Annotated in this window: 26 protein-coding genes and 1 tRNA gene; 13 read left to right on the forward strand and 14 right to left on the reverse strand. The window is 36.0% G+C overall.

Translation table 11 applies throughout. The features are described 5' to 3' along the window. Positions 1–44: 44 nt before the first annotated feature. The 3 genes from GS03_RS13455 (at position 45) to GS03_RS04615 (ending at position 1,268) form a co-directional block, all read left to right on the forward strand. Complete coding sequence (locus tag GS03_RS13455; protein ID WP_394346377.1) at positions 45–293, forward strand: GIY-YIG nuclease family protein; 249 nt, start codon at positions 45–47, stop codon at positions 291–293. Between the two features lie 122 nt (positions 294–415). After that, a complete protein-coding gene (locus GS03_RS04610) occupies positions 416–787 on the forward strand; it encodes a hypothetical protein (protein WP_136151394.1) in 372 nt (123 codons plus the stop codon). 4 nt (positions 788–791) lie between these two features. Next, entirely contained in the window at positions 792–1,268 is a 477-nt protein-coding gene (locus GS03_RS04615; protein WP_136151395.1) for a hypothetical protein, read from the forward strand. A 77-nt stretch (positions 1,269–1,345) separates the two neighbouring features. Here GS03_RS04615 and GS03_RS04620 read toward each other — a convergent pair whose 3' ends face one another. Next, on the reverse strand, positions 1,346–2,479 hold the full coding sequence (locus GS03_RS04620; RefSeq protein WP_136151396.1) for a glycosyltransferase family 2 protein: 1,134 nt from the start codon (positions 2,477–2,479) through the stop codon (positions 1,346–1,348). Beyond that, entirely contained in the window at positions 2,470–3,393 is a 924-nt protein-coding gene (locus GS03_RS04625; RefSeq protein ID WP_136151397.1) for a lysylphosphatidylglycerol synthase domain-containing protein, read from the reverse strand. Before GS03_RS04625 ends, GS03_RS04620 begins: the two co-directional genes overlap by 10 nt. Before the next feature lie 25 nt (positions 3,394–3,418). On the opposite strand from GS03_RS04625, the gene ruvC reads away from it, so the two are divergent. From ruvC to GS03_RS04655, 6 genes are read left to right on the forward strand one after another with little or no spacing between them, the layout of a single operon-like run. Beyond that, a complete protein-coding gene (ruvC, locus tag GS03_RS04630; RefSeq protein WP_136151398.1) occupies positions 3,419–3,973 on the forward strand; it encodes a crossover junction endodeoxyribonuclease RuvC in 555 nt (184 codons plus the stop codon). Positions 3,974–3,982: 9 nt separating this feature from the next. Further along, on the forward strand, positions 3,983–4,255 hold the full coding sequence (locus GS03_RS04635) for a hypothetical protein (RefSeq protein ID WP_136151399.1): 273 nt from the start codon (positions 3,983–3,985) through the stop codon (positions 4,253–4,255). Positions 4,256–4,257: 2 nt separating this feature from the next. Beyond that, complete coding sequence (gene hemW / locus GS03_RS04640; RefSeq protein WP_136151400.1) at positions 4,258–5,391, forward strand: radical SAM family heme chaperone HemW; 1,134 nt, start codon at positions 4,258–4,260, stop codon at positions 5,389–5,391. Next, entirely contained in the window at positions 5,391–6,143 is a 753-nt protein-coding gene (locus tag GS03_RS04645; RefSeq protein WP_136151401.1) for a cyclase family protein, read from the forward strand. Before hemW ends, GS03_RS04645 begins: the two co-directional genes overlap by 1 nt. Next, on the forward strand, positions 6,140–6,541 hold the full coding sequence (locus tag GS03_RS04650) for a GNAT family N-acetyltransferase (RefSeq protein WP_136151402.1): 402 nt from the start codon (positions 6,140–6,142) through the stop codon (positions 6,539–6,541). Before GS03_RS04645 ends, GS03_RS04650 begins: the two co-directional genes overlap by 4 nt. Before the next feature lie 4 nt (positions 6,542–6,545). Continuing rightward, the gene (locus tag GS03_RS04655) at positions 6,546–6,917 is read left to right on the forward strand and encodes an MmcQ/YjbR family DNA-binding protein (protein WP_136151403.1); all 372 of its coding nucleotides are present in this window, start codon (positions 6,546–6,548) and stop codon (positions 6,915–6,917) included. Positions 6,918–6,929: 12 nt separating this feature from the next. On the opposite strand, the gene GS03_RS04660 is transcribed toward GS03_RS04655, so the two are convergent. Further along, positions 6,930–8,030 carry a DUF4407 domain-containing protein gene (locus tag GS03_RS04660; RefSeq protein WP_136151404.1) on the reverse strand — a complete coding sequence of 367 codons (1,101 nt, stop codon included), beginning with the start codon at positions 8,028–8,030 and terminating at the stop codon, positions 6,930–6,932. A gap of 248 nt (positions 8,031–8,278) precedes the next feature. Between GS03_RS04660 and GS03_RS04665 the strand changes: the two genes are divergently transcribed. Next, positions 8,279–9,088, forward strand: coding sequence for a hypothetical protein (locus tag GS03_RS04665; RefSeq protein ID WP_168710266.1), 810 nt, complete (start codon positions 8,279–8,281; stop codon positions 9,086–9,088). A 128-nt stretch (positions 9,089–9,216) separates the two neighbouring features. Here GS03_RS04665 and GS03_RS04670 read toward each other — a convergent pair whose 3' ends face one another. Together GS03_RS04670 and GS03_RS04675 are read right to left on the reverse strand one after the other, a co-directional pair. Next, a complete protein-coding gene (locus tag GS03_RS04670) occupies positions 9,217–9,657 on the reverse strand; it encodes a hypothetical protein (RefSeq protein ID WP_136151406.1) in 441 nt (146 codons plus the stop codon). Between the two features lie 90 nt (positions 9,658–9,747). Beyond that, a complete protein-coding gene (locus GS03_RS04675; protein ID WP_136151407.1) occupies positions 9,748–11,136 on the reverse strand; it encodes a dipeptidase in 1,389 nt (462 codons plus the stop codon). Between the two features lie 119 nt (positions 11,137–11,255). On the opposite strand from GS03_RS04675, the gene GS03_RS04680 reads away from it, so the two are divergent. Continuing rightward, positions 11,256–11,337, forward strand: a tRNA-Leu gene (locus tag GS03_RS04680). 312 nt (positions 11,338–11,649) lie between these two features. Further along, the gene (locus GS03_RS04685; protein WP_136151408.1) at positions 11,650–12,411 is read left to right on the forward strand and encodes a hypothetical protein; all 762 of its coding nucleotides are present in this window, start codon (positions 11,650–11,652) and stop codon (positions 12,409–12,411) included. 37 nt (positions 12,412–12,448) lie between these two features. Here the strand turns inward: GS03_RS04685 and GS03_RS04690 are convergent, their stop codons facing one another. The 7 genes from GS03_RS04690 to GS03_RS04720 form a co-directional block, all read right to left on the reverse strand. Next, a complete protein-coding gene (locus GS03_RS04690; RefSeq protein WP_136151409.1) occupies positions 12,449–14,215 on the reverse strand; it encodes a DUF885 domain-containing protein in 1,767 nt (588 codons plus the stop codon). Between the two features lie 100 nt (positions 14,216–14,315). Then, positions 14,316–14,678 carry a nuclear transport factor 2 family protein gene (locus tag GS03_RS04695; protein ID WP_136151410.1) on the reverse strand — a complete coding sequence of 121 codons (363 nt, stop codon included), beginning with the start codon at positions 14,676–14,678 and terminating at the stop codon, positions 14,316–14,318. 70 nt (positions 14,679–14,748) lie between these two features. Further along, positions 14,749–15,657: a pseudouridine synthase gene (locus tag GS03_RS04700; RefSeq protein WP_136151411.1), complete on the reverse strand. Its 909-nt coding sequence runs from the start codon at positions 15,655–15,657 to the stop codon at positions 14,749–14,751. A 155-nt stretch (positions 15,658–15,812) separates the two neighbouring features. Beyond that, a complete protein-coding gene (locus tag GS03_RS04705) occupies positions 15,813–16,733 on the reverse strand; it encodes a geranylgeranylglycerol-phosphate geranylgeranyltransferase (protein WP_136151412.1) in 921 nt (306 codons plus the stop codon). A gap of 38 nt (positions 16,734–16,771) precedes the next feature. Continuing rightward, the gene (locus GS03_RS04710) at positions 16,772–18,196 is read right to left on the reverse strand and encodes a sensor histidine kinase (protein WP_136151413.1); all 1,425 of its coding nucleotides are present in this window, start codon (positions 18,194–18,196) and stop codon (positions 16,772–16,774) included. An 85-nt stretch (positions 18,197–18,281) separates the two neighbouring features. Continuing rightward, positions 18,282–19,220, reverse strand: coding sequence for a mevalonate kinase family protein (locus GS03_RS04715; protein ID WP_136151414.1), 939 nt, complete (start codon positions 19,218–19,220; stop codon positions 18,282–18,284). Continuing rightward, positions 19,217–20,299 carry a diphosphomevalonate/mevalonate 3,5-bisphosphate decarboxylase family protein gene (locus GS03_RS04720; RefSeq protein ID WP_136151415.1) on the reverse strand — a complete coding sequence of 361 codons (1,083 nt, stop codon included), beginning with the start codon at positions 20,297–20,299 and terminating at the stop codon, positions 19,217–19,219. Before GS03_RS04720 ends, GS03_RS04715 begins: the two co-directional genes overlap by 4 nt. Positions 20,300–20,385: 86 nt before the next feature. Between GS03_RS04720 and GS03_RS04725 the strand changes: the two genes are divergently transcribed. Further along, on the forward strand, positions 20,386–20,859 hold the full coding sequence (locus tag GS03_RS04725; protein ID WP_136151416.1) for a TspO/MBR family protein: 474 nt from the start codon (positions 20,386–20,388) through the stop codon (positions 20,857–20,859). Positions 20,860–20,910: 51 nt separating this feature from the next. Here GS03_RS04725 and GS03_RS04730 read toward each other — a convergent pair whose 3' ends face one another. Then, a complete protein-coding gene (locus tag GS03_RS04730) occupies positions 20,911–24,063 on the reverse strand; it encodes a DUF7619 domain-containing protein (RefSeq protein ID WP_136151417.1) in 3,153 nt (1,050 codons plus the stop codon). A gap of 34 nt (positions 24,064–24,097) precedes the next feature. Further along, entirely contained in the window at positions 24,098–26,500 is a 2,403-nt protein-coding gene (locus GS03_RS04735; RefSeq protein WP_136151418.1) for a DUF7619 domain-containing protein, read from the reverse strand. Positions 26,501–26,505: the final 5 nt, after the last annotated feature.

Consider the following 26,505-nt stretch of genomic DNA (forward strand, 5'->3'; position numbering starts at 1 on the left):
TTTCCACTTTATTGTGGATGGCTTTTTTGCTTTATATTTATCTCATGTTTTACGTTTATATCATTTTTTCAGAATCCTTGAATATATATTACAAAGGATTTTCTACAAACATTGAAACACGATTAATTTACCATAATTCTGGTAAAAGCCCATATACTTCTAAAGCTAATGATTGGGAATTATTATATTATCTCAGCCATGAGACTAAGAGAGAAGCATTGATAGAAGAGAAAAGATTGAAGAAATTAAATAGAACTTCAATTGAAAATCTGATTTCAAAATTCAACAAATAATGTAGCGCGGCTTAGTAGTCTCGTCAATAAGACGAGATGAAAAGCTTTCTCTCGTCTTATTGACGAGATGGATGGCTTTTTTGCTTTTAGGAACTTTCATTTTTTTTATTACTTTTGAGCATATGAAGAAAATAACACAAATAACCCTTTTTACTTTTTTGTTTTTTGTTGCAACAAACAACGTAGTTGCTCAAGAGAAAGCAACTAGCGATCCGGATGCTCAACTGAAAGAAGATCTTTATAAGAAATATAAAAAAGAAGTGTTATCCTATGATAAAAACGATTTTGACGCTTTGTTTTTTGAATTCTTTAAAAAGCAGAAAGACACTTCGTTGACACTTACTAGGGAAGAGTTTTACACCTATACCATCAAAATTGCCATATATTCTGAAAAGCTTGGGCTTTTGTATAAAGATCAAAAAGAAGACGCACAGCGCACCAAACAAGAATGGTTTGATAAAAGTTATTCCGATTATTTAAATTCCAAAAAGTAAAAACTTGAAAAAACTTTTACCAATAGTAGCGTTGTTACTTCTTCAATCGTGTCAATACTTTGAAAAGAAAGTACCGAATGAAAAAGAATTGCTCGACAAGCAATTGAAGGAAATCAATTGGAATGAAGTGGATGAATATCCATCGGTGGCCGATTGTGAAAAACTCAAAGATGCAACCCTACGCAAACAATGTTTTTTCGAATTTTTAACAGCAACCATTCAACAAAAATTGGCGATTGATACTCTTTCAACGATGTTCCCAAAACTCGATACGATTGAAGTGAAAGTGACCGTTTTGCCTAATTCGGATATGGAATTCGAACCACAATTCCCAAAAGATTCGGTTGCCTACGACACCATAAAAATCGACAGCATTCTTCGTGTCCGATTAGTCGATTTCCCAAAAGTGAATCCGGCGATTAAAAGAGGAATTCCGGTAAAAACACAGTTTGTGCTTCCGGTGATTATTAAATCGGAGTAAATGTCATCCTAAGCGCAGTCTAAGGGAGGAGCTATTTCCAGCTTTCCGCGCTACATGGTAGCTTACTCCAATCGTGGCTAGTTGGAAAACTTTCTTCCTTTCCATCTAAAGCTTCCAAATAATGAATAAATTCCGACCAAACTAGAGAAAAAAGGATAAATAATACTGCTGGCAACCGGCACAAAAAACTTGCCTTTACGTAAATAAGAATTCGATTTATAAAGCAAAATATAATCCACAATATATTTCATCAAAAACACACTTAGAATTATTTTCCAATCCAAACATCCAACAATTAACATCCAGCATCCAACAACCAAACTTAGGTTCATCAGCAAAACGACAACTGCCAAGAATTTAGCATAACTACTTTTATAACCAGTCGATTTTCCTGCCCAGCGAACACGCTGCATAAAGAGTTTGAACAAGTCTTTTTCGGGTTTGGTTTTTACAATCGAATCCGTGTTTTTTAAATAATGAACTTTATCAGGATTTGCATTGACCGCTTTTTGCAACAAGAATACATCATCGCCACTGGCTGTGTCGCTAATTCCACCAAAGCCTCCAATTTCATAAAAAAATTTCTTTGTATAAGCAAAGTTTGCTCCGTTGCACATAAAGGGTTTTCCAATACCAAAACTTCCGATGGTTACGCCTTGTAAACTCATCAAATCCAATTGCTGAAAATGATGGAACCAGTTGTTTTTAGCTTTATACATTACGGTTCCAACAATCATTTCAGGATTATTGTTTTGGATATAATTATCTAATGTCAACAGCCAGTTTTTATTTACGATACAATCAGCATCAGTCGTAACAACCCAATCGTGTTTTGCAATGGGCATTGCCCGACCGATAGCATCTTTTTTTGGAGAATAGGAAAGATGGAGGTTTTCCAAAAGTGTTGTATCCAAATGCTCGTATTTCATTCGCCATTGTATGCAAATGCGCTCCGAATTATCTGTTGAGAAATCATCAACCAGGATAATTTCAATCATTTTATGCGGATAATTCAAATTGGAAATCGATTCTAAAAGCGTTGGTAAATTTTTAGCTTCATTCCGAAAAGGGACAACAATCGTAAAAGCAGTTTTCGGAGTCAAATCGGTTACTTCAAAAGATTTGACTTTGTTGAAACCTAAAATTAATTGAAGAATTAAAAATACATACAACAATAAAATAACAAGCAATACAATTGAAACTATTCCCATTTTGGTTTGAATTTAAGTACATAATAACTTCCGATAACGACAGGCAACACCACATTTAAAAACCACATCAAAGTGGAAATAAAAATAACGATCCATTCGTTTACGCCCAATTTTCCGAAGAAAAAAACGGCCATACTTCCTTTTACAGCAAAGTCCAGAAACTGAAAACTTGGTAAGGATGAAGCCAGAAAATAAACGGCAGCTATGGTTGCCATCATCGTTAGATAAGGTAAATCTACATCAAATGCGAGAAATAAAAAATAGTATTGATGCGAAAAAACCAAATAACGGCAAAGTGCCAGCAGGTTATTTTTAGTGTGAATTCGTTTCGGAATTTCATTGATTTTGTGAAGGAGTTTTTCAATGGAATAGCCTTTAATCTTTATTTGTTTTGAGAGAAAAGAAGCAAGAAGCAAGAAGCAGGACAAAGCAATTATTACTAAAGCCCATTTCCAATACCCGATAATAAATAATCCAATAGTTCCAAAAATCACAGTCAAAATCATTTGAGCTCCGTTGCAGATAAGGTTTAGAAAAATGATTTTTTTAGTTTTCTTTTTGTCAAAATACAATGCTTTACCGGCGTATTCTCCAAGCCCATTAGGTGTAAAAATTCCAGCGGTTAATGCTCCGAGAACTTGTTTAGTCGATTCGCCAAGTGAAATCGGTTTTATAAACGAAACTAAATTCTGCCATTTTAGAATTTCAAGAAAACGATTGGCAATACTGAATGCAAGTAAAAACAGAATTCCCCAAACGTTTGCTTTTTCTTTGACTAAACTTGTGAATTTCTCCCAGTCGAGTTTGTCATTATTTGCTAATTGGTCGTAAATAAAATAAAAAGCAGCAGTTACAATCAAAACTTTGATTAGAAAAACGATGAATTGCTTAGCTTTGTGTGGAATTGTAATCATTGTTACAAATTAACAAAAATAAAACTTGGCAAACGAACGCATCATATTAGGAATTGACCCGGGAACTACCATTATGGGTTTTGGGTTGATTAAAGTCGTCAACAAAAAAATGGAATTCATTCAGTTGAACGAATTGACTCTGAGCAAGTATGATGATCATTACACCAAACTAAAAGTTATTTTTGAACGTACCATCGAATTAATAGAAACTCATCATCCCGATGAAATTGCGATTGAAGCACCTTTCTTTGGGAAGAATGTACAATCAATGCTTAAACTCGGAAGAGCACAAGGCGTAGCGATGGCAGCGGGTTTGTCGCGCCAAATTCCAATTACCGAATACGAACCAAAGAAAATAAAAATGGCAATCACCGGAAATGGAAATGCCAGCAAAGAGCAAGTTGCCAAAATGCTCCAACAACTTTTAGGCTTAAAAGAGCTTCCAAAAAATCTCGATTCAACAGACGGTTTGGCTGCTGCGGTTTGTCACTTTTTCAATTCAGGGAAAGTTACCGGAACGAAAAGTTACACGGGTTGGGATGCGTTTGTAAAACAGAATGAGGAAAGAGTAAAGAAATAATTGTAAGATATGCCTATTAATATTTACGAGGATAAAACATTCAAAAGCATAGCTAAATTATCTGATGATAATTGGGAATTGCCGGATCAAATAGATGCTCTTGAAAAATGGTTATTTTCTATTGGTAAAAACTTGCCAAAGGGGAAATATGTTGCTGATGTAGGTTTTGATATAAGAAAGGATGCAAGTGGAGGCGGTGCTGTTATTAACTCGAAAATGATTAAAATGCTTGCTGAAATTGGGATGGAAATTTATTTGTCAGAATATCCAGAAGCAGACTAAAAATGAGCGGAATTTACATCCATATTCCTTTTTGCAAGCAAGCTTGTCATTACTGCGATTTTCACTTTTCGACTTCACTAAAAAAGAAAGATGAAATGGTTTTGGCTCTAGCCAAAGAAATTGCTTTGCGTAAAAATGAATTCAAAGATGAGGTCGTCGAAACGATTTACTTTGGCGGCGGAACTCCTTCGATATTAGAAATTGCAGACATCCGATTGTTGATAGATGCTGTTTATCAAAATTATAATTTGATTGAAAATCCTGAAATCACTGTTGAAGCCAATCCCGATGATTTAACGGAAACCCGAATAACCGAATTATCAAATAACCATATTAACAGATTAAGCATCGGAATCCAGTCTTTTTTTGAAGATGACTTAAAGTTGATGAACCGTGCGCACAATTCGGAAGAAGCAAAGAAATGTCTTGAAATTGCCACGAAATATTTTGAAAATATTTCCATAGATTTGATTTATGGAGTTCCAAACATGAGCAATATAAAATGGCTGCAAAATATAGAAACGGCTTTGTCCTTCAATGTACCTCATATTTCGAGTTACGCTTTGACGGTCGAGCCAAAAACGGCTTTACATAAGTTTATAAAGCAAGGAATTATTCCGCAGCCTGATGATGAAGTGGCACAAGAGCATTTTCATTTGCTGGTTGACAAACTAGAAGAAAACGGATTCATTCATTATGAGTTGTCGAATTTTGGAAAGGAGAATTATTTTTCCAAAAACAATTCTAGCTATTGGTTAGGAAAAAAATACATCGGAATTGGTCCTTCGGCGCACAGTTATGACGGTATTTCAAGAAGCTGGAATATTTCGAATAATACGCAATACCTTAAATCAATTGCAGAAAATCAATTGCCATCAGAAACAGAAGCCTTGACCAAAACTGACCGTTATAATGAATATGTAATGACAGGTTTACGAACCATTTGGGGCATTTCTTTAGACAGAATTGAACGTGAATTTGGCAAAAGTTATTTGGATTATCTGAACCAACAAGCTGCTAAATATATTGAAGATCATTTGCTTTTTGTGGATGAAAATATTTTGCGAACTACTAAAAATGGTAAGTTTTTGAGTGACGGAATTGCAAGTGATTTGTTTTTACTAAATTTGGAATAATGAAAGCACTAATCAACAACACCTTCGAAATCGACCTGTCAAAACCTATTGATATTTCTCTTCCGTTGACCAATACTGATGCCAATCCGATTGCTTGGTATATCGAAAAACCAACAATTGAACCGGTTCGTTTTGGTGATTGGATTGGACAAGTTTCTGAAGGAAGTTCGACTAATTTCAACAATATTTTCTTTAATCCGCACGGACATGGAACGCACACTGAATGTCTCGGGCACATTACACGCGAGTTTTATAGTATCAATCAATCTTTGAAACAGTTTTTCTTTACAGCCGAATTGATTTCGATTGCACCTGAAAGTATTGGAAACGATTTGGTAATTACCAAGAAACAAATCGAAAGAGCATTAAATGGTAAAATTCCTGAAGCTATTGTCATTAGTACCTTGCCAAATTTAGAATCCAAAAAACATAAAAATTACTCGAATACGAATCCACCATATTTACTAGAAGAAGCAGCTATTTTTATTCGCGAAAGCGGGATTAAGCATCTGCTGATTGATTTGCCAAGTGTTGACAGGGAAGAAGACGAAGGAAGATTATTGGCACATAAAGCCTTTTGGAATGTGAAAGATGTCAACAATCTCAATGCTGATGCGCGATTGGATTGTACGATTACCGAAATGATTTTTGTGGATGATAGTGTCAAAGACGGAAGTTATATTTTGAATTTGCAAATTGCTTCTTTTGAAAATGATGCTTCACCAAGTAAGCCAGTTTTATATAAGATATGATAATCGTTTCAACAGATAAAAGCAAACTAAATGTTCCGTTTATTCAAAACTTTTTGAAGGATATTTATTGGGCAGCCGGAAGAACGATTGATGAAGTACAAACGACAATTGATGCTTCGTTTTGCTTCGGAATTTATTTGGATGACGAACAAGTTGGTTTTGCACGAGTGGTTACCGATTATGTGGTTTTTGCCTATCTGATGGATGTTTTTATTGATGAAGAATACCGCGGAAAAGGTTATTCTTCCATTTTGATTGATGCCATGATGAAAGAGCCACAATTACAACAAGTCAAAATCTGGCGATTAGCGACTTCTGACGCCCATTTTTTATATGAGAAATTTGGATTTACAGCCTTGGCACATCCTGAAAAGATGATGGAGAAAGTAATAAAATAAGCTTATGAACATTCAGCAACTTTACGAATTTTGCCTTTCCAAAAAAGCTGTAACCGAACATTTTCCGTTTGATGAAGACACTTTGGTTTTTAAAGTTGGAGGCAAAATGTTTTGCCTGACTTCACTTAAGGAATGGGAAAAAGGAACTCCGGCTTTAAACTTAAAAGGCGATCCCGAGAAAAATGAAGAACTTCGCGCCGAATATGAGGCCATCAATCCTGGATTTCACATGAACAAAACCTATTGGAATACAGTTGATTTTAATGGTGATGTTTCCGATAAAATGATGCTCGAATTAATCAATCATTCCTATGAATTGATATATAAAGGATTGACGAAGAAGTTACGTGATGAAATAGAAAAGGAAGCTAATTAGCTTCCTTTGTTTTTACATTGATTTTTTCTGTTTTTCTACAAAACCATCAGCCTGAAGTTTGAGTAATTCTGTTGCGCCTTTTCTTTTGTAGTTGTATAATTCCTTGTCGTCCCGAATATCGGCATAGACTTTATCATAAATATCCGCATCGGTTTTCTTTTGTAATTCGCTTTGATAACGATTTTGCGAAATCACATTTTTAATTCCCATTTCTAAATCTTCCTGTTTGAAATCGTATTCCCCTTTTGGCGATAATAATTTGGCAATAATTGGTGACGTTTCTATCGCTAAAAACAACAGCATAATGAATAATGATGGAAGTAAAGGCAATTTCCCTAAGGCATTAATTCGAGCCATCAAACCATCAAAACCATCAATGATAGGTTGGGTTTCGGTAACTTTTTTGTCTAAATCTGTTTGCAACGTTTTGGCTCTGGCTTCTTTATCGGCAATGATTTTAGCGTTATTGATTTTCAAGGAATCCAATTGTTTGGCAGCCAAATCATGAGCGATTCTTTTCTCTTTGTAAATTGGCCCTTTTCCCATTTTCTTTGTTCCTGCCGAGCCTTCCGCTTCAGTGATATAGGATTGATACAAGCTGGCGACTTCTTTTTCTTTTTTGGCAATGCCCGATTTTAAACTATCCATTTCGGCTTTGTTTTTATCGACATCAGTTTTGAAATAATTGGCAACCTGATTTTTGTTGGCAATAGCCATTTCATTCTTTTCTTTTAATATAACAGTGCTGATTTCTTTTTCAAAGATTTTGATTTCCAATGGTTTTGAAATCACGATAGCAATAATAATCGCCAGCACAATTCGCGGTGACGCCTGAATTAATTCATCCAGAAAACTGTCTCTTTTCTTTATCGTTGAAACAATAAACCGGTCGAGATTGAAAATTAAAAATCCCCAAACTATTCCGAATGCAATAGCAATATAGGGATTGTCAAAAACAGTGTAAAGGGCATAACTACTAGCGATAAATGCCATAACTGCTGTAAAGAAAACGGTGGCGCCAATACCGGCATACTTGTTTTGTTCGCCGTTAGAACAAGAGTTCACGATGTCGCTATCGGCACCTGAACATAGGAGGAAAAAACGTTTTAACATGATGATGATTTTTTTGATTGATGATTATACAAATATAACGCCAAAACTTGTAGTTTATTGTAAGCGGCTGAAATATTTGTTTTTTATTTAGTTCTGTAAATAAATTAGTATTAATAAGTTAGCTATTGTAAAATTTCGTAAATTAGCAATCCTCAATAAAAATACTCCCCAAATTTTTTTCAGCTCCAAATTTCAAAGTTGTATCAATTAACCAATTATAAACAACAAAATTTGAAATTATGAAAAAAATGAAAACGATTTTTTTAGCGGTGATTTTAGGACTGCTGCTAATGAGCAATACCAGTTTTGCTCAGGATGGGAAAAGCTATTTAGTTACTGTAACTAAATTGCATTGGAATATGGATAATAAAAGTTTTTCAAATGATGAATGGATAGCAACTGAAAAAGAGTATCTGGACAAAGTGGTAAAAAAGAATCCTTTTATTGTTGGTCAGGAAGTTTTAATGCACAGTTTTACCGAAGACAACACAGAACTCCTGCTAGTTACAACTTATGAAAATTGGGAAGCCATTGAAAAAGCCGGTGCTAAAGATGATGAGTTAGTTAAAGCAGCCTGGCCGGATGAAAAAGCAAGAAAAGCTTTTTTCGAAAAAAGAGGGCAATACTATGCGCATGGGCATTCAGACGAAATCTATGCAACAATGCCCGGAGCCAAATTACCTAAAGGGAATTTTGACAAAGACATGATTTACTATGTGAGAGTTGGTCATTTTGCTTATCCAAAAGACGGAACAGAGAAAGAGTTTTCAGAATTAGAAAAGCAATATTTTGATGCTGTTACCAATAAAAATGATTTGATAAAAGCCTATTATCCTAACCGTCATGCATGGGGCGCAGATAATACAGAATTCACAGAAGTCTATGTGGTTGAATCTTTAGCAGATTTAGACAGTGCGCTAAATAAAAACCGGGAGTTGTTTCAGGCAGCCTGGAAGGATGAGGCTAAACGAAAAGACTACAACGATAAATCTGCAAAATACTTTACAGGAAAGCATAGCGATTATATTTATAAATCAGTGCATCAATTGGTGAAGTAATATTTTAAACAAAAAGGGCGGCTAATTTAGCCGCCCTTTTTGTTTGCTTAACTCTACGAAATATTTGCTTTTAGAAATAACAAATCCGCCTGATAAGATCGGATTGTGAAAATATTAAGAGTAGAAATCTAATATTGATAAACAATTTGCTCGCCCCAACCTTCGAGATTTAATGTGATTTGATCTTGTCCTGCGATGTGAAGTGGCGTTAAATCAAAAGAAACTGTTTTTGAAAACACTGCAGCACAGGCTTCATTATTTATCAGCTGAAGTTTTAAATTTCTCTGCAAAGGAAAACTGTCAGGTAGATTATTGGTGCTAAACAAATTCATTTCCCAAGTACTACCGCTGCAGCCACTCGAACTTATCGTTATATCAAGACAGTTTTCATTCAAGGAGACGCTTGTTATCATATAATTCGTTGTATTCAGATTGTTATAAGCCTCTGTATTTATAATCTGGGATTGATTGTCGCAGTTTAGAGTGGTATTTTTGCTGCTGCTTTCTGAGCAGGCAAGAATAAAGGGAAACAAAGAGCACAAAAAAAAGGAAGTAAAAATTCGTTTCATAATATTAGCTTTTTTAAATGACGTTTTTTTGTTAAAAGGGTTGCGCACGGAATAAAAAACCCGCTTATTTCTAAACGGGTTTTCTTGTATTTATTTCGATAATTCAACAAAATATTTATAAAACAACGGAATTGTCTCAATTCCTTTTAGATAATTAAAAACTCCAAAATGTTCATTTGGCGAATGTATTGCATCCGAATCCAAACCAAATCCCATCAGGATTGTTTTTGATTTTAATTCTTTTTCAAACAAGGCTACAATCGGAATACTTCCGCCTGAACGAACCGGAATAGCAGGAACTCCAAAAGTCTCCGTATACGCTTTGTTTGCCGCTTTATATCCAATGCTGTCAATTGGTGTTACATAACCTTGTCCGCCATGATGCGGTGAAACTTTTACTTTCACCGATTTTGGTGCGATACTTTCAAAATGTTTTGCAAATAATTCGGTTACTTCTTCCCAATCCTGATTTGGTACCAAACGCATCGAGATTTTTGCATACGCTTTACTGGCAATTACGGTTTTTGCTCCTTCTCCGGTATAGCCACCCCAAATTCCGTTAACATCTAAGGTTGGGCGAATGGAGTTTCTCTCATTAGTTACATAACCTGTTTCTCCGTAAATATCTTCAATGTCTAAAGCTTTTTTATAATTGTCTAAATTGAATGGTGCTTTTGCCATTTCGGCTCTTTCAGCAGCGGTCAATTCTTCCACTTTATCATAAAATCCTGGAATCGTAATGTGATTGTTTTCGTCGTGAAGTGAAGCAATCATTTTGGTCAACACATTAATAGGATTGGCTACAGCGCCACCATATAATCCCGAATGCAAATCGCGATTTGGACCGGTAACTTCTACTTCAACATAACTCAAACCACGCAAACCAGTTGTAATACTTGGCTGCTGGTTAGAAATCATTCCGGTATCGGAAATTAAAATCACGTCACAGCTTAGTTTTTCCTGGTTTTTTTCTACGAACCAACCCAAACTTTTCGAACCAACTTCTTCTTCGCCTTCAATCATAAATTTTACGTTGCACGGAAGCGAATTGCTCTGAATCATATATTCAAAAGCTTTTACGTGCATATACATCTGGCCTTTGTCATCGCAGGAGCCACGGGCAAAAATGGCGCCTTCAGGATGAATTTCGGTAACTTTAATTACAGGTTCAAATGGTGGCGAAGTCCATAGTTTCATTGGATCCGGCGGCTGCACATCATAATGTCCGTAAACCAGAACAGTTGGTAGGTTTTTGTCGATGATATGTTCTCCAAAAACAATTGGATAGCCGGGAGTTTCGCATATTTCAACATGCTTGCAACCTGCTTTTTCAAGCGAAGCTTTTACCGCATCGGCAGTAGCAATTACATCATGAGCATAAGCGCTATCGGCACTTACAGAAGGGATTTTTAGTAATTCGATTAATTCATTGATAAAACGTTCTTTATTTTGTTGAACGTAATTTTTTATGTTGTCCATTGTAGTTGTTAATTAATACCGTCAAAGATACAAATTGAAATTACATAAAGTTTTATTTGGAATTTAGAATTTGTTCTTTGGAATTTAAAAAGAATAACTATATTTGCACTCACAATTTTGCGGGTATGGTGAAATTGGTAGACATGCCAGACTTAGGATCTGGTGCCGCAAGGCGTGTAGGTTCGAGTCCTATTACCCGCACTTAAAGCTTCTCTTTTGAGGAGCTTTTTTAATTTTAAGATATTGTGCCGCAAGTCGTGTCTCGTTGCTCGCAACGAGATTACCCGCACAGAAGCTTCCCAAACGAGAAGCTTTTTTATTTTAAAGATATTTGAGTCTCGATGCCAACAACGATATTGCCCACACAGGAAAGTTCTAACTTTTGTTAGGGCTTTTTTGTTATTAATTGGTTAATAATATGTTTACACTTTATTGTTTTGGAGTGTTTTAATTTTTGTAAATTGATTTATTTTTACAACATAAAAATCTTTTTGATTTAAATCTATAATCCTAATGAAAGGTAGAAAGCTTATGATAACCGCCGTTTTAGCATTTTTCGGTTTTATTTTACTAGCGTTTTCTGTATACTTACTTTATAAGAACACAAGTAATTCTATTTCTGCTCAGAAACAGAAAGAATTAGACGAAGCTATTAAACAAATTGAAGTGTTGCATGCTGAAATTGTAGAGAAAGATAAAATAGTTGAAGAAGCAGAACAGAGAACTAAAAGATTAGAATCCAGTTCCTTTAATCAATCCTTTGGTCAAAATCTTCCAATTATAGAAATAGTGGATAATGATTTAAGTGATGGCAATACCACCACAAACGGAAAGAAAGTCCATAAATTGATGTATCACCATCAATTGCGATTTTATTTATTGAACGTTGGGAAAAACTCATTGAAAGACGTAATCTTTTCGATAAAGGATATTTACAACGATCCGAAAGAGAGAAGTAAAAAAACCAAATCCAACGGAAAATACGATTATATGGGACATTCTGTCGATGGAGATGAGATTGGAAGCTATGAAAATATTGAACTGCAGACGCTTAATCTCAAATCTAAAAAGTTAATCTATACCAGTAATTTGCCGGGCAGTTTTGGTGTTGGCGATTACACTTATAATGTGGTTGTCGAATGGAATCAAGGGTTTTATCAAATGAAAATAAACATTGAGGAAATAGACGGCGTACTCAAATACAAATATGATTTTTATGATGTTACGGGTAATCCGATAGATTATAAAAGCCTTGAACTTAACGTTAAAAACTAAAAAAAACGTCCCGATTATAGGGACGTTTCTTTTTAAATTACTTACCGGTTTCAATCCAGTTGTTTATTTTCTTCTCTAAAAGTGCTAAAGGCAGCACACCCGATTCCAATACTTTTTGATGGAAAACTTTGATGTCAAATTTGTCTTTCATCTTGTCCTGCGCTTTTTTGCGTAATTCCAAAATTTTCAGTTGTCCCATTTTATAAGACAATGCTTGTCCCGGAATTGCCATGTAACGCTCAATTTCAGCAATAATTCCTGCTTCACTTTCGGCTTCATTATCTAATGAATATTTGATAGCCTGCTCACGTGTCCATCCTTTTGAATGTATTCCGGTATCAACTACTAATCTCACGGCTCTGTGCATTTCGTTACCTAACATTCCGAAGTATTGATATGGATCAGTATATAAACCCAATTCTTTTCCTAAACTTTCAGTATATAAAGCCCAACCTTCGCCATAAGCACCAAACCAATTGAATTTTCTAAAATCAGGTAATTCATTATTTTCCTGTTGTAATGAAATTTGGAAGTGATGTCCCGGAATTGCTTCGTGCAGAAACAAATCTTCATCACCATAGAAATTGTATGCTTTTACATCCGGAATTGGCACATAAAAAGTTCCTGGTCTTGTGCCATCAGCCGTACCTTGACTGTATTCTGCGCTAGCTGTTTTCTCTCTAAAAGCTTCTGTTCTTTTTATTTGGAAAGCACATTTTGGCTGCAATGAAAACAGTTTGTCAACGTTAGGCTTAATGGTTTTGTGTATTCTTTCGAAGTTTGCAATTACCTCTTCCGGTGTTTTGAACGACATCAATTCGGGTTTTGTTCTAACATGCTCAAAAAATTCGTTTATAGTTCCTTTGAAACCAACCTGGTCTTTTACTTTTTCCATTTCGGCTTTTATTCTGGCAACTTCTTTTAAACCAAGTTCATGAATTTCTTCAGGAGTTTTGGTTGTTGTCGTCCATTGTTTTGCATAGACTTTGTATAGCGCTGCACCATTAGGCAAACTACCAATTCCACTCGTACTTCTTGAAGCGGGAAGGTATTCGTTTTTCAAAAACTCGGTCATTTTTTTGAATTTTGGCTCTAATTTTTCCTTGATAGTTGCAGCATATTCTTTTTTCAATGCATCTTGCTGGTCAGCTGTAATTTCTTTTGGAAATGCTTTTACCGCCGAATAAAAAAGATTGTCTTCCACATTTGGTGTAACCATACTTTCAAATTGTGGTATAATTTTAACGGTTAAAGCTTTTGGTAAAACGATTCCTTTATCAATTCCTTTTTTCATGTAAACCATCGCTGAATCCATCCACACCGAAAATAAATCCATTCTCTTCAGGAAGTTTTTATAATCTTTCTCAGTTTTAAAAGGCTGCGCACTTGAACCGCCGGCAAATTGTCCCAAGGTTAAGTTTGTTCCCCAAAATTGGTGAATAGGCATTAAATTGGTGTCGTATTTTAATAAATCCTTACCAATAGAAACTTCCCATTTGATAATGTCATAGCTGTTTTTCTCTTCGGCTGATAAAGCAGTTGTATCAACGGTTGCCAACTCATTTTCGAATTTGTCAAAAAAAGCTGCTTGCTTTTTACGATACGAATCAGTCATTTCAAATACCAATTTGTCATTGTATTCGTTTTGCCCATTTTGAGTAGCACCTAGCGGATCTAATTCGTTTTTACCGTCGAAATAAGCATCGGTAATAGCCTTAAAATCTTGTTCTTTCTTTTCTGATTTGCAGTTTACAAAAAGTAATGATAGGAATACCATTGCTGATATTTTGTGTATGTTTTTCATGTTTAAGTGATTAGTTTTACTTCGTACAGTTCGACCTAAAGGTCTCGAGTGGTAAAACTATTGGTTTCTACCGAATTGATTTGTTAATGAAATGATAAAATTAGCCGTGATAAACTCTCGAAGCCGTGATTTTTCCTTCTTTGATTTCCAATACTTCGGCCACAAGCATATTGTCTTCGTTTTCAACAGTTCTTATGTATTCCATAAAAACCCTGTCCGAATTTGAAGTTAACGAAGTTACTTTATAATGCAGACTCGGCAATCGGTCAAAGGCATCTTTCCACCAGGTTCGAAGTGCTTCTTTTCCGGTAACCAAACCGTTAGTTTCGGGATGACGGATTTTTAATTTTGGACTAAAATGCGCTGCTTCGTCATCGTATAATGATAATAGTTTTTCAAGATTATGCGCGTTGAACGCTTCAAACCAAAGCATTGCAATAGATAAATTTTTTTCTGCTGACATCGTTTTGTTAAATAAAAAATCCCCGCGTTCTCAAAACGAGAGGATTTTATGTGACTGTAAATATACTATTTTAGGAGTTTTTCAAATTGATAATTTCCTGTTCTGTCAGGAAACGCCAATTACCGCGAGGTAAATTCTTTTTAGTCAAACCGGCAAAAGCAACTCGGTCTATTCGCAAAACATCATAACCTAAATGTTCAAAAATGTTACGAACTACTTTTACATTTGAGGATTTTAATTGTAACCCGATTTCACTTTTTGGTTCGTTTTCAATATAGCTCACTTCTTGAACGAATACTTTGTGTCCGTCAATCGTAAGTCCTTTGCTGATTTTTTCCAAGTCATCAAACTTCAAATTCTTGTCCAGTGAAACCTGGTAAATTTTTGTTGATTTTTGATTTGGCAACGTAAACTTCCGAATCATATCAGTATCGTTTGTAAACAATAAAAGACCGGTTGTGTTTTTATCCATTCTGCCAATAGCGCCAATTTTTGCAGAAGTTGAACCTTTCACCAACTCTAAAACATTGCGGTATTCCTGGCCTTCATCCAATGCTGTGGTGAAGTTTTTTGGTTTGTTCAGCAAAATATACTCTTTCTTTTCCGGCGTTAAAGTAACGCCATCAAAGTTTACTACGTCTCCTGGTTTTACCATATATCCCATTTCGGTTACCGGAATTCCGTTTACTTTCACATTGCCTGATTGGATATAGATATCAGCATCACGACGAGAACATGCACCTGAATTGGAGATGTATTTATTCAAACGAATTTCGTCAGCTGCTTTTGGTCTTTTTGCTGCCTGATTCGGTTTTTTTTCTACTTTATTTGTTGCTGCTGCTTCTGCTTTTGCATTTGGCTTTACTTTTTTCGGACCTTGAGCACGTTTCGCCATGGCAGGCTTTGGCTTGTTTGAACTTGGTCTCGAACTATTTGTACGTGGGCCACTTCCTTTATTATTGCCTTCCTTCTTATTCATAATTCTGTAATTTGTGGCAAAGATACGTATTTCAGTTGCTTTTTTAGGAGCTATTTCCAGCTATCCACTTTATCTTTTGCTTTTTAGATTACTTCGTGCCTCGCAATGACTAAAAAAGCAAAAGGATGCCGTTTCTATCTGGGCTAAAAATAAAACTAAAACCGCAACAATCTTCTGCCGTGAACCAGCACTTCGGGATTAATTAAAACAATGCAAAAAACACCTGAAACCACTAGAAATTTAAGGATGTTGTGGAGTTTTAAATAGTCTGGTTTGGAGTTGGAGTTCCAAAGTTTTTGCAGGAAGAAAATCAAAATGATTAAACTCACATAAAAGTAAATGTCCATATAACCAACGTCAAATATTTCGACCAGGAAATAAATTGGGATTATCGTCAAAACGGTTAGCAGCGTTATAATTTTTTTGGCGGAGCTTTCGCCAAACATTACAGGAATTGTTTGATAATCATTGGCTATATCGCCTTTTATGTTTTCCAAATCTTTTATCATTTCACGAATAAGCAGTAGAAGAAAAAGGAAAGTAGCATGAGCAAATACCTGCGGATATACGTTTTTGTAATACAATAAAATGGCAAAAAAAGGTAAAACAGCCAGAAAAGCTGCTGTCAAATTTCCAATAACCGACAATTTTTTGAGTTTATGCGAGTAAAACCAAATCAGGAAAATATAAGTTGAAAAGAATAAAACCGCACGAAACGACACAAAAAAAGACAATAAGAAAACAATAAAATTTACTGTAAAATAAACTTTCAGCTTTGTTTTTTGGCTGACCAATCGGTCGAGTTGTGACTTGTTTGGCCGGTTGATTAAATCTTTTTCGCTGTCGTAAAAATTATTGATAATATAGCCTGAAGCAATCGTCAAACTTGAGACAATTACAATCATAAATAAATTAAAATCCAGGATAATATCAAGTGCTCGTTTTTTTTCAGGCGCTAAAATAAAAATCGCCGATAAGTATTGTGCCAAAACGATAATGGCGATGTTATAGCCACGAACCACTGAAAGCATGCTGACAATTTTCAGTAGTAAATGTTTGGTTTTTCGGCTTAACATTTTTTGCTTAGGTTAATTTCAAACCAAAAGTACATAATTTACGCTTCGTTATGAAGTGGTAAGGTTATTATAAATTTACTGCCAATTTTGATTTCGGATTCTACAGAGATAGTTCCGTTCATCATTTCCACTGATTCTTTGACTATATAAAGTCCCAATCCTGTTCCTTTATTTTTGTTGGTTACAAAAAACATGTCAAAAATACGACTTTGGATATCCTTGCTGATTCCAATTCCATTATCTTCTACTTCAATGATAAACATCTTGTCAGACTTGTGTGTTATAATAGAAATATATGGTTTTTCTTTGCTGAAATCGGAATATTTTATAGCATTCGACAATAAATTATTGATAATAATTCTCAACCTTAAATTGTCGCTATAGATTTTGTCAACGGATAAATGCTTTTCGATGGCGATTTTTTTTACGTCTTCAATATACTGAAGCGTTGCAACAGCATCGTCAACAATCTCAATTAAACTAACGGATTCCAGTGTGTTTTTTGTTCTTTTATTTCTGGAATAATCAATGATGTCTCTGATGAATTGATCTTGTTTGTTGAGGACAGTATGCATCAGGTTCAAATAGTTTTTTATTTCTTCCGGATCGTCTTCGGTTTTTAAAATATCGACCAACCCTTTTAAAGAACTTATTGGCGATCGCAAATCGTGGGAAGCACTATATACAAACCTGTCGAGTTCTTTGTTTACGATAGTTAAATCGTTGTTTTTGGATTCTATTTCCTTTTTAGACTGCACCAGCTTTTTGACCATTGCACTATAATAAATAGTAACGCTACAGATAATGATTAAAATAAAAAAGATATTCGAATAAATGAGATAGCCTTTGATTTCCCGTGTAGCTTCTCCCAAGGTGTTAGAGAAATCCCTTTCGTTTACGGTAAGTTTTTCACTAATGCTGCTTATCTGTGATAAGAAAGCTTGTTTTGAAACGTCATCTAAATGAGTTGTTTGAATTTTACTGTGAATTTCATTCCCGATTGCATTAAATTGATTGATTAGTGCATCGCCTTTTTCCCATTCGTTAATAGCTTTTTTGAAGAAAGAAATCGTGCCGAAATTTCTAAAAAGCCAAATCATATCATCCAAATCCTTTTCGTGATTTCGACCTGCCCGTAAGCCATTTTTAATAGTTTCTGTATCGGCATTGCGAATCAAACCAATTCGCGCAGCACCATCACCCTGAGGCACGCTCAACTCTTCCTTAAATAACTTCCAGTGAGCAGCATCTTCAGTATACAGATAGGTGATAAGATGACGAACAGCATCTTTCTGGCCTTTGGAATAGTGAGATTCGCCATTTACATAAGCGCGATTAGCCGATAAAATTTTAATGGTAAAATAATTGATAAAAATCAGAGAAGTGCACGATAGAATGATGACACTCAAAAGAATCAAAACGTTTGGAAGTCTTGACTTTTCAAGAATCACATCTTTAGTCATAAAAAATTTGATTAAAAATTTTGTAAGACTAATTTACCAAAAAAAAATTAGAATTGAGAAATCTACTGTTTTAATTTACTAACAATTAAAACTGGTAAACCACTTCCAGTTTATAATCTTTCAAGGATTGTTTTGCTTTTTCAAGATCTTCAGTAAAACCTAAAATATAACCACCTCCACCGGAACCACAAAGTTTCAGGTAGTAATCGTTAGTGTCTATACCATGTTGCCAAATGCCGTGAAAGGCTTCCGGAATCATTGGCTTGAAGTTGTTCAAAACGACTTTTGATAATTGTTTTGTATTTGTAAAAAGTGATTTCATATCGCCGCCTAAAAAATTCTCAACGCAGGCATCGGTATATTTTACGAACTGTGTTTTAAGCATTTTACGGAAACCTTGATCTTTTAGGTTTTCCATAAAAATATTGACCATTGGAGCCGTTTCGCCTACAATTCCGGAGTCTAACAAAAACACGGCACCTTTTCCGGTTGTGCTTTGTGATGGAATTCCGGTGGCTTCAATATTGTCTTTAGAGTTGATAAGAATTGGAATACTCAAATAGCTGTTTAATGGATCAAGACCAGAACTCTTACCATGGAAAAAGGATTCCATTTGAGAGAAAATAGTTTTCAGTTGCAACAATTTTTCTCTTGTCAGGTTTTCTAAAACAGTGATTTTATCGTTGGCATATTTGTCATAAATCGCAGCGACTAAGGCACCGCTACTTCCAACACCATAGCCTTGTGGAATACTCGAATCGAAATACATTCCGCGTTCAACATCTGCTTTTAAAACTTCCAAATTGAAAGTTACTAATTCAGCTTGTTCGTTTTGCAGTTGCTCCAAATAGGTTACAAATTTTCTCAAACTTGCATTGGATTTAATAGCTTCCTGTGATGGATTTTCGTCCACCTTCAAAGCGCCATTGTAAAAATTATAAGGAATAGATAAACCTTTTGAATCTTTTATAATTCCGTATTCTCCGAAGAGAAGAATTTTTGAGTAAAAAAGTGGTCCTTTCATATTTTAATTGCTCCTGTTCCAATTTCATCACAAATATAGTTACCATTTTGGCAATAGCCAACTAATTCGCCTTTAATAAATTGCAATACTTCCACTCTAACGTTTTCGGGATACAAAACGTGTACGTTTGCGCCTGCATCTAAAGTAAAACAAATAGGAATATTCGTTTCATTTCTGAACTTCCAAATTTTATTAATGATTTCCAAAGTATTGGGTTTCATCAAAATAAAATAAGGCAGCGATGTCATCATCATGGCATGCAACGTCAGTGCTTCGCTTTCTGCAATTTTGATAAAGGCATCTAAATTTCCGCTTTCCAAAATGGTTTTTATACTTGACAAATTTTGATGTGCCTGTGCAAAACGTTGTTCGGCAAACGGATGATTATGCATTAAATCGTGTCCAACGGTTGATGAAACCTGCTTTTCGCCTTTATCAACTAACAAAATGGTGTCCTGATAGTTCTTAAAATTCTGATGAATGTTTGATGGAAATTCAACGCCAAATAAATCAGAACTTCCATTGATTTCAGCATGTTTTCCCCAAACCACAACACTTCCTTTGACACTTCTACACGCGCTTCCCGAACCCAATCGTGCAAGAAATGATACTTTTTGATAAAAGTATTCTTCGGTCATGTTTGGGTTTAATGCTTTTTCCAAACTCATAATATTCATTGACAATGCTGCCATTCCGGAAGCGGAAGAAGCAATGCCCGAACTATGTGGAAATGTATTTTCGGTTTCAATCGTAAAATGATAGGCTTTCAGGTAAGGGCAATAGATTTCAATTCGTTCAAAGAATTTTTGAATTTTGGGTTTGAAGTCTTCTTTGGGTTTGCCTTCAAATAATAAGTCAAATGTGAATTTGCCATCAGCGTCTTTTTTGGCGAAAGCCAATTTGGTAATCGTTTTACAATTATTAAGTGTAAAGCTGATGGAAGGATTTGCCGGAATCTGATTTTCTTTTTTGCCCCAATACTTTACCAAAGCAATATTACTTGGTGCACTCCATTGAAAACTTCCGTTTTCGATTGTAGATGAAAATGGTTTTGAAATAAAATCCTTTTCGGACAACATAAATATGAAATTTAAGGCAAAGATACTTTTTTTACAAAAACAACTGATTATCGTTTAGTATATTTGACGTTATATAAATTACTGCTATGCAAAAGATTTTAAAAATAGTTTTGGTCGTTGTCGTATGTGTAACGATTGGTTATCTGTCGGGAACGGTGACAAGAGACAGTATTACAACTTGGTATCCAACATTGGTAAAGCCTGTTTTTAATCCGCCAAATTGGATTTTTGCACCTGTTTGGACATTGTTATATATCATGATGGGAATTGCAGCCGGTTTGGTCTGGACTAATGGTTCGGATGAACAAGCAACTAAAAAAGCACTTGGTTTTTTTGCGATTCAGTTTGGGTTGAATGCACTTTGGTCATATTTGTTCTTTGGTTTGCATAACCCATTTTTGGCCTTAATTGAAATCATTTTACTTTGGTTAATGATTTTTGAAACGTATAATCTGTTCAAAAAGATTGACAAAACAGCTGGGTTTTTATTGCTCCCGTATTTGGCTTGGGTAAGTTTTGCAACTATTTTAAACGGCAGCATTTGGTGGTTGAATAAATAAAAAATCCCGTCTGGTTCCGGAAAACGAGACGGGACTTTCTTTAATTATAAATTATTGAATGATAAGTTTTTTTGTCAGTTTCAGATTGTTATCCAATCCTATTTCTATCAAGTAAACTCCTTTTGCTAAATCAGAAACATCAACAGTCAGACTTTCCGTGGCGACTGAAGCAACTGTTTTAATGGCTTTTCCTAAGATGTCATAAAAGACAACTTTGTTTATTTGCTCATTAGTATTTACTAATCCAATTTGAACCGTATTTTTTGCAGGATTTGGATATAGCACTAAACTGTTAGCATCAAAATCGACAATACTTAATGGTACGGTGAATTTGGAAGAGAACGTATTGGTTACTATAGCCGGATTGCTGTCAAAAAATATCGAGGCATTATTTGGAATTATGGTGCCTGCCTGAAACCCGGGATTAAGTTGAACCTTGAACTGAATATAGCCCATGCTGCCACTTAAGTTAACACTTGAAGGAGGTAAATGTATATTCTTGAAATCCCAAACGAGTTGATTGTTAATTCTCTTTAAGGTATAGTTGTGACTTGAACTTACCATTCTTACGGTCTCTGCATCTATCTGTGAGTTGAGTACATCTTCAACTCTGATATCAAGAGCATCTGCGGTTCCGTTGTTTTGGAATCTAATGGTGTAAAAGAAATAATCATTTTCAGCGAATGAGCTAATCGGGATGTTTTTACCACGGGATTCCATTTTGTCATTAGGGTCGTAAGAATTAACTACAATTTGAGAATTGGTGTTTGCATTATTTGTCAAATCAATATCGCCGATTGGAGCCGAAATATAAACACTGTCCGTAAGTAAATCACCCAAACTCACCGTAGGCGTAGTTGGCACAGTCATAGTAACATAGAAAATCCTGGTTTCTCCAGGTAAAAGATTGGTAAAGGCATAGGTAAAACCGGTTGCATTGGTTACTGTTCCGGTTTGTGTAGTTGAAAAAACAGTAATTTCCGGTGGTTTTACAAAAGTTATTGTACCGCCGGTAGTTGCTACTCCTAGGTTTTTATAGGTAATTTTGTTTGAATAGGTTAATCCCGGTCTCGGTGGACTTACTGGTGCAATTGATATGGTTACATCATTGTAAGGATTCGTTAGTGTAATTGGAAAATATAAAAACTGCGTACCGCTTCCAACTGGAATACTTATGTTAGTATAAGTTGTTGTACCTGAATCATAATACCCAACATATTCAGGTTGGATTTGATAACTAAAAGCATAAGTGTTTGCTGGATTGGCATCATACAAAGCAAATTGACCAGTTGGAGAATAGCCATTTACATTTACTCCGTCACTGTTTTGCTGATAAATAAACGAACCATTTGGAAATAGCGGTTCTCCGGTATCGCGAATGCCATTGCTGTTTTGATCTACAAAAGCCACCAAAAGCACTTTGTCAGCATCAGGTGCACAGGTAACATTGGCAACCCATCCGGTAAATGTACCACTAGCATCACTTCTAAATCTGAAAGTCAAACAACCATCCGCGCTTGTCGAAGTAAATGGCCCGGGAATTGTAGTTCCCCAAAATCCACCAGCTAATCCACCGGGAACATTTCCTGCGGGATTCATACCCGGAATTTGTGTTGATGTTATGGAGTTTCCGTCAAAAACATATAAAGCATCCCAATTAGTTTCGGTATTAAATAAACTAAATGCTACTGTTACCATTTCACCAGGTGTAGTTGGGCAAATGGTAGTGATACTATCAGAATTATTGGCATAATTACCAGCACCACCATTGTCTATAAACTGTCCACCACAGGCAGGTGGAGCCGGTATCGTCGTAACAGGATTAAAAGGAACCCAAGGACAAACTACAAGAGGTGAAGTGGAACAAACAGCTCTTAAATAAATGGAATAACAGGTTAAAGGATTTAATCCTGTAATTGTAAACGGGTTCGCAGGTACTTCCAAAAAGCCTGTTGCAGTGTCTAATGGGGCTGGTGATCCACAAGGTAATAAGATAACCTGCCACGCTGAAGCTACAGTTGAATCAGGATTTATAGGTTGTGTCCAGGTTATGATAACAGAATTAGAAGTAACAGTATTAAATGTTAGTGCAGTTGGAGGACTACATGCCGGTGGTGGCGCACAGGTGACATTGGCAACCCATCCGGTTCTATTAACAGTAGGATCACTTCTGAATCTGAAAGTCAAACAACCATCTGCACTAGTTGAAGTAAATGGCCCGGGAATAGAGGTTCCCCAATATCCTCCGGCTAATCCACCTGGAACATTTCCTCCCGTATTTGAACTTGCAATTTGTGCTGATGCTATTGAGTTTCCGTTAAAGACATATAAAGCGTCGTAACCGGTTTCGATGTTAAATGATGTAAAGGTTACTGTGACCACATCGCCGGGAATGGTTGGACAAATAGTAGTAGTGTTATCAGAACTGTTCGCATAATTTCCGGCTAAACCTCCATTATCTAAAAATTGTCCACCGCAAATAGGAGGAAGAGTAGCCGTAGAAATGGGATTAAAGGTACATAAAGTACTATAACCAGTTGGTAAACAAGCTGCTCTGACATAAAAATCGTAACAGGTTCCCGGTGTTAATCCTGTGATAAGAAAGGGATTAACTGTGACAACTTGTCCCACAGTTGCGGCAGTTGGTGCAGGTGAGCCGCAAGGCAAAGCAAATATTTCCCAAACGGTAGCATCACTAGTCCATCCTAAAACAGCACTGGTTGCAGTTATAGAAGTAACTGTTGGATTGGTTGGTCTAACGCACTCACTCGGTTGGGCGCAAGATACTTCGGCAACCCATCCGGCTTTGTTAATAACATTATCACTTCTGAATCTAAAAGTCAAACAACCGCTTGGATCTGATGAGGTAAATGGCTCCGGATTAACAGTTCCCCAATACCCACCAGCCAAGCCTCCCGGAACACCCGCTGCCGGATTTGCGCTTGCAATTTGAGGAGATGTTATTGATGGCCCATCAAAAACATATAGGGCATCCCATTCAGCTTCTATATCAAATAATGTAAAAGTCACTGTTACTACATCGCCGGGATTTTCAGGACAAAAGGTAACAGTGTAATCGCTGTTATATGCATAATTAGCTGTAGGACCTGCAGGATCTGTAAAAGCACTTCCACATCCCTGCGAATGAACAGCAGTTAGTGTTCCTAAAAAAAGGAAGAGTGTTAGGAGTAAAGTTTTCTTCATTTTGTTTGGTTTTTTGACATTCAAATATAGTGAACTATTTCAGTAATAGCTTTTTAGTAACTTTAGTATTGTTCTCAGAAGTTAATTCTACTAAATATAATCCTCTGGCAAAATTGGATACATCAACGTTAATATCGCGAAGCGTATTTTTATTTAAAGTATAAACTCTTTTTCCGGACACTTCATAAATCACAACAGTTGCTATTTTATCGTTGGCAGCCGAATTTGAAATGGCAACCATATCAGTTGTTGGATTTGGATACAAAGAAATTGTATTGGTGTTGAAAGTAGGATTGCCTAATGTCAACACAAATTCAGTTTCAAACTGATTCGTTACTATAGGCGGATTATAATCAAAATAAATAGAAGCCCTATTTGGAATCATATCTCCAATAGCATAACCCGCTTTTGGTTTTATTCTAAAATAAACAAAACCATGGCTTTCGCTTGGGTTTAATGAAGTTGGAGGTAAATTAATGTTGTAAAAATGCCATGTCAATTGAGTTCCAACCCGTTTTGTGTCAACGTTATGACTTGCACCAAGCATTTCAAAAGTATTTTCGTCCAATTGATAGTCTAAAGCGTCTTGAACTTTTACGAATTCGGCATCAGCACTTCCGGTATTTTCAAATTGGATGGTGTAATACAAATAATCATTGGACGTAAAAGCACTATGGACAATTTTCCCTCCATGCGATTCCATTTTATCATTTGGATCATACGAGCCAACTATAGTTTGGGTTACTGAAGAGCTATTGTTAGCCAGATTTATGTCATTTGCAATTTGAACCGTAACATTGTTGGTTAGCAAATCACCTAAATTAACAGTGGGAATAGTTGGTACAGCAAAATTTACTAACAAATACCTACTTTCAAAAGGGCCTAAATTGGTAAAGTCATAAGTAAATCCGGTAGCTGTTGCTGTAGTTCCTGTTTGAGATATGGATGTGATGCTTAAATTAGGGTCTTTGGTGAATGTAATTGTTCCATTTGGGATGGTTTGCGATCCATTATTTTGATAATAAATAACATTACCATAAGAAAATCCGGGTCTTGGTTGTCCGGATGGACATAGGGTTACTTGAGCGTCAACATGAGGCAACACATTCACGATAGGAAAATACAAATAAGTAGCTCCACTTCCGGTCGGAATAGTAATATCATTATGAGAAACTGCCGAAGTGTAATAGGTGCTAAAATCGGCATTTATATCAAAGCTGATGTCATAGGAATTAGTCGGATTTGAATCAAAAATAAAATATGAACCGTCATTACTATACCCGTATTGATTGCTTCCGGAATCATTGAGCTGATACACAAAATTACCATGGTTAAAATCGACTTCTCCTGTGTCTTTTATGCCATTATTGTTGCTGTCTAAAAAAGCATTTAAAATCAAACTTTCTGCACATTCTGCATTGTCTTCACAATCAACCATGCAAAAACTTATAGGTGCCGACGGTTCTGAGTAGCCACCAGAACAGTATGAACTTACAGAGGCCGTGTAACAATGGTCTGGCTGTAATGTCATGGTAACTATTCCTGGTCCTGAAAAAACGGTATAGGTAACTCCGGTATCCGAAGTTAGTGTAATTAAGGCGCCAGACGAAAAAGGTGTGCTGTTCCATGTTAGTATCGCAACAGTGTCCGATACGTTTGAAACTGCTAAGCCAGTTGGGACTTCACAGGGAATCGGATTGCAGGTTACATTAGCCACCCAGCCTGCTGCGTTAATAGTTGCATCGCTTCTAAACCTAAAAGTCAAACAGCCATCTGACGAGGAAGAGGTAAACGAACCTGGAACGGTGGTACCCCAATAACCACCGGGTTGACCACCAGGTACACTCCCTGCCGGGTTGCTGCTCGAAATTTGTGGTGACGTAACGGAGTTTCCATCATAAACATATAAAGCATCGTGTGAAGCTTGTGTATTGAATGAGACAAAAGTTACAACAACAGCATCACCAGGATTACTCGGGCATATGGTTGTCGTAGTATCAGAATTATTGGCATAGTTAGCGCTAACACCGCCTGAATCTACATAATTGCCTCCGCAAACTGGTGGCGCAGAAAGCGTTGTAGCCGAGACAAGATTTGACCAGTTGCTATATTCTCCGCCGCAATCCGATCTTACATAGAAATCATAAGTAGTATTTGGATTCAAACCAGTAACTACAAACGGATTGACTGACGATACTAACCAACCTGTTGTTGATGGTAATGGAGCAGGTACGCCTGCTGGTAGAACGAGTACATTCCATAATGTTGCCGTCCCGTTTTCAACCCAATTTAAAGTTACTGAATTAAAGGTTATAGCTGAAGCACTATTTAATGTTGGATCCGGACAAGTAAGTGTTTCCTTTTTTTCATAAGACTTGGAAAAACTGACATAGAAACTAAAAAAAAGGACTAAACTATAAAGTAATTTTTTTTTCATTGGTT

This window comes from Flavobacterium sangjuense, assembly GCF_004797125.1.
Classification (GTDB): Bacteria; Bacteroidota; Bacteroidia; order Flavobacteriales; family Flavobacteriaceae; genus Flavobacterium; species Flavobacterium sangjuense.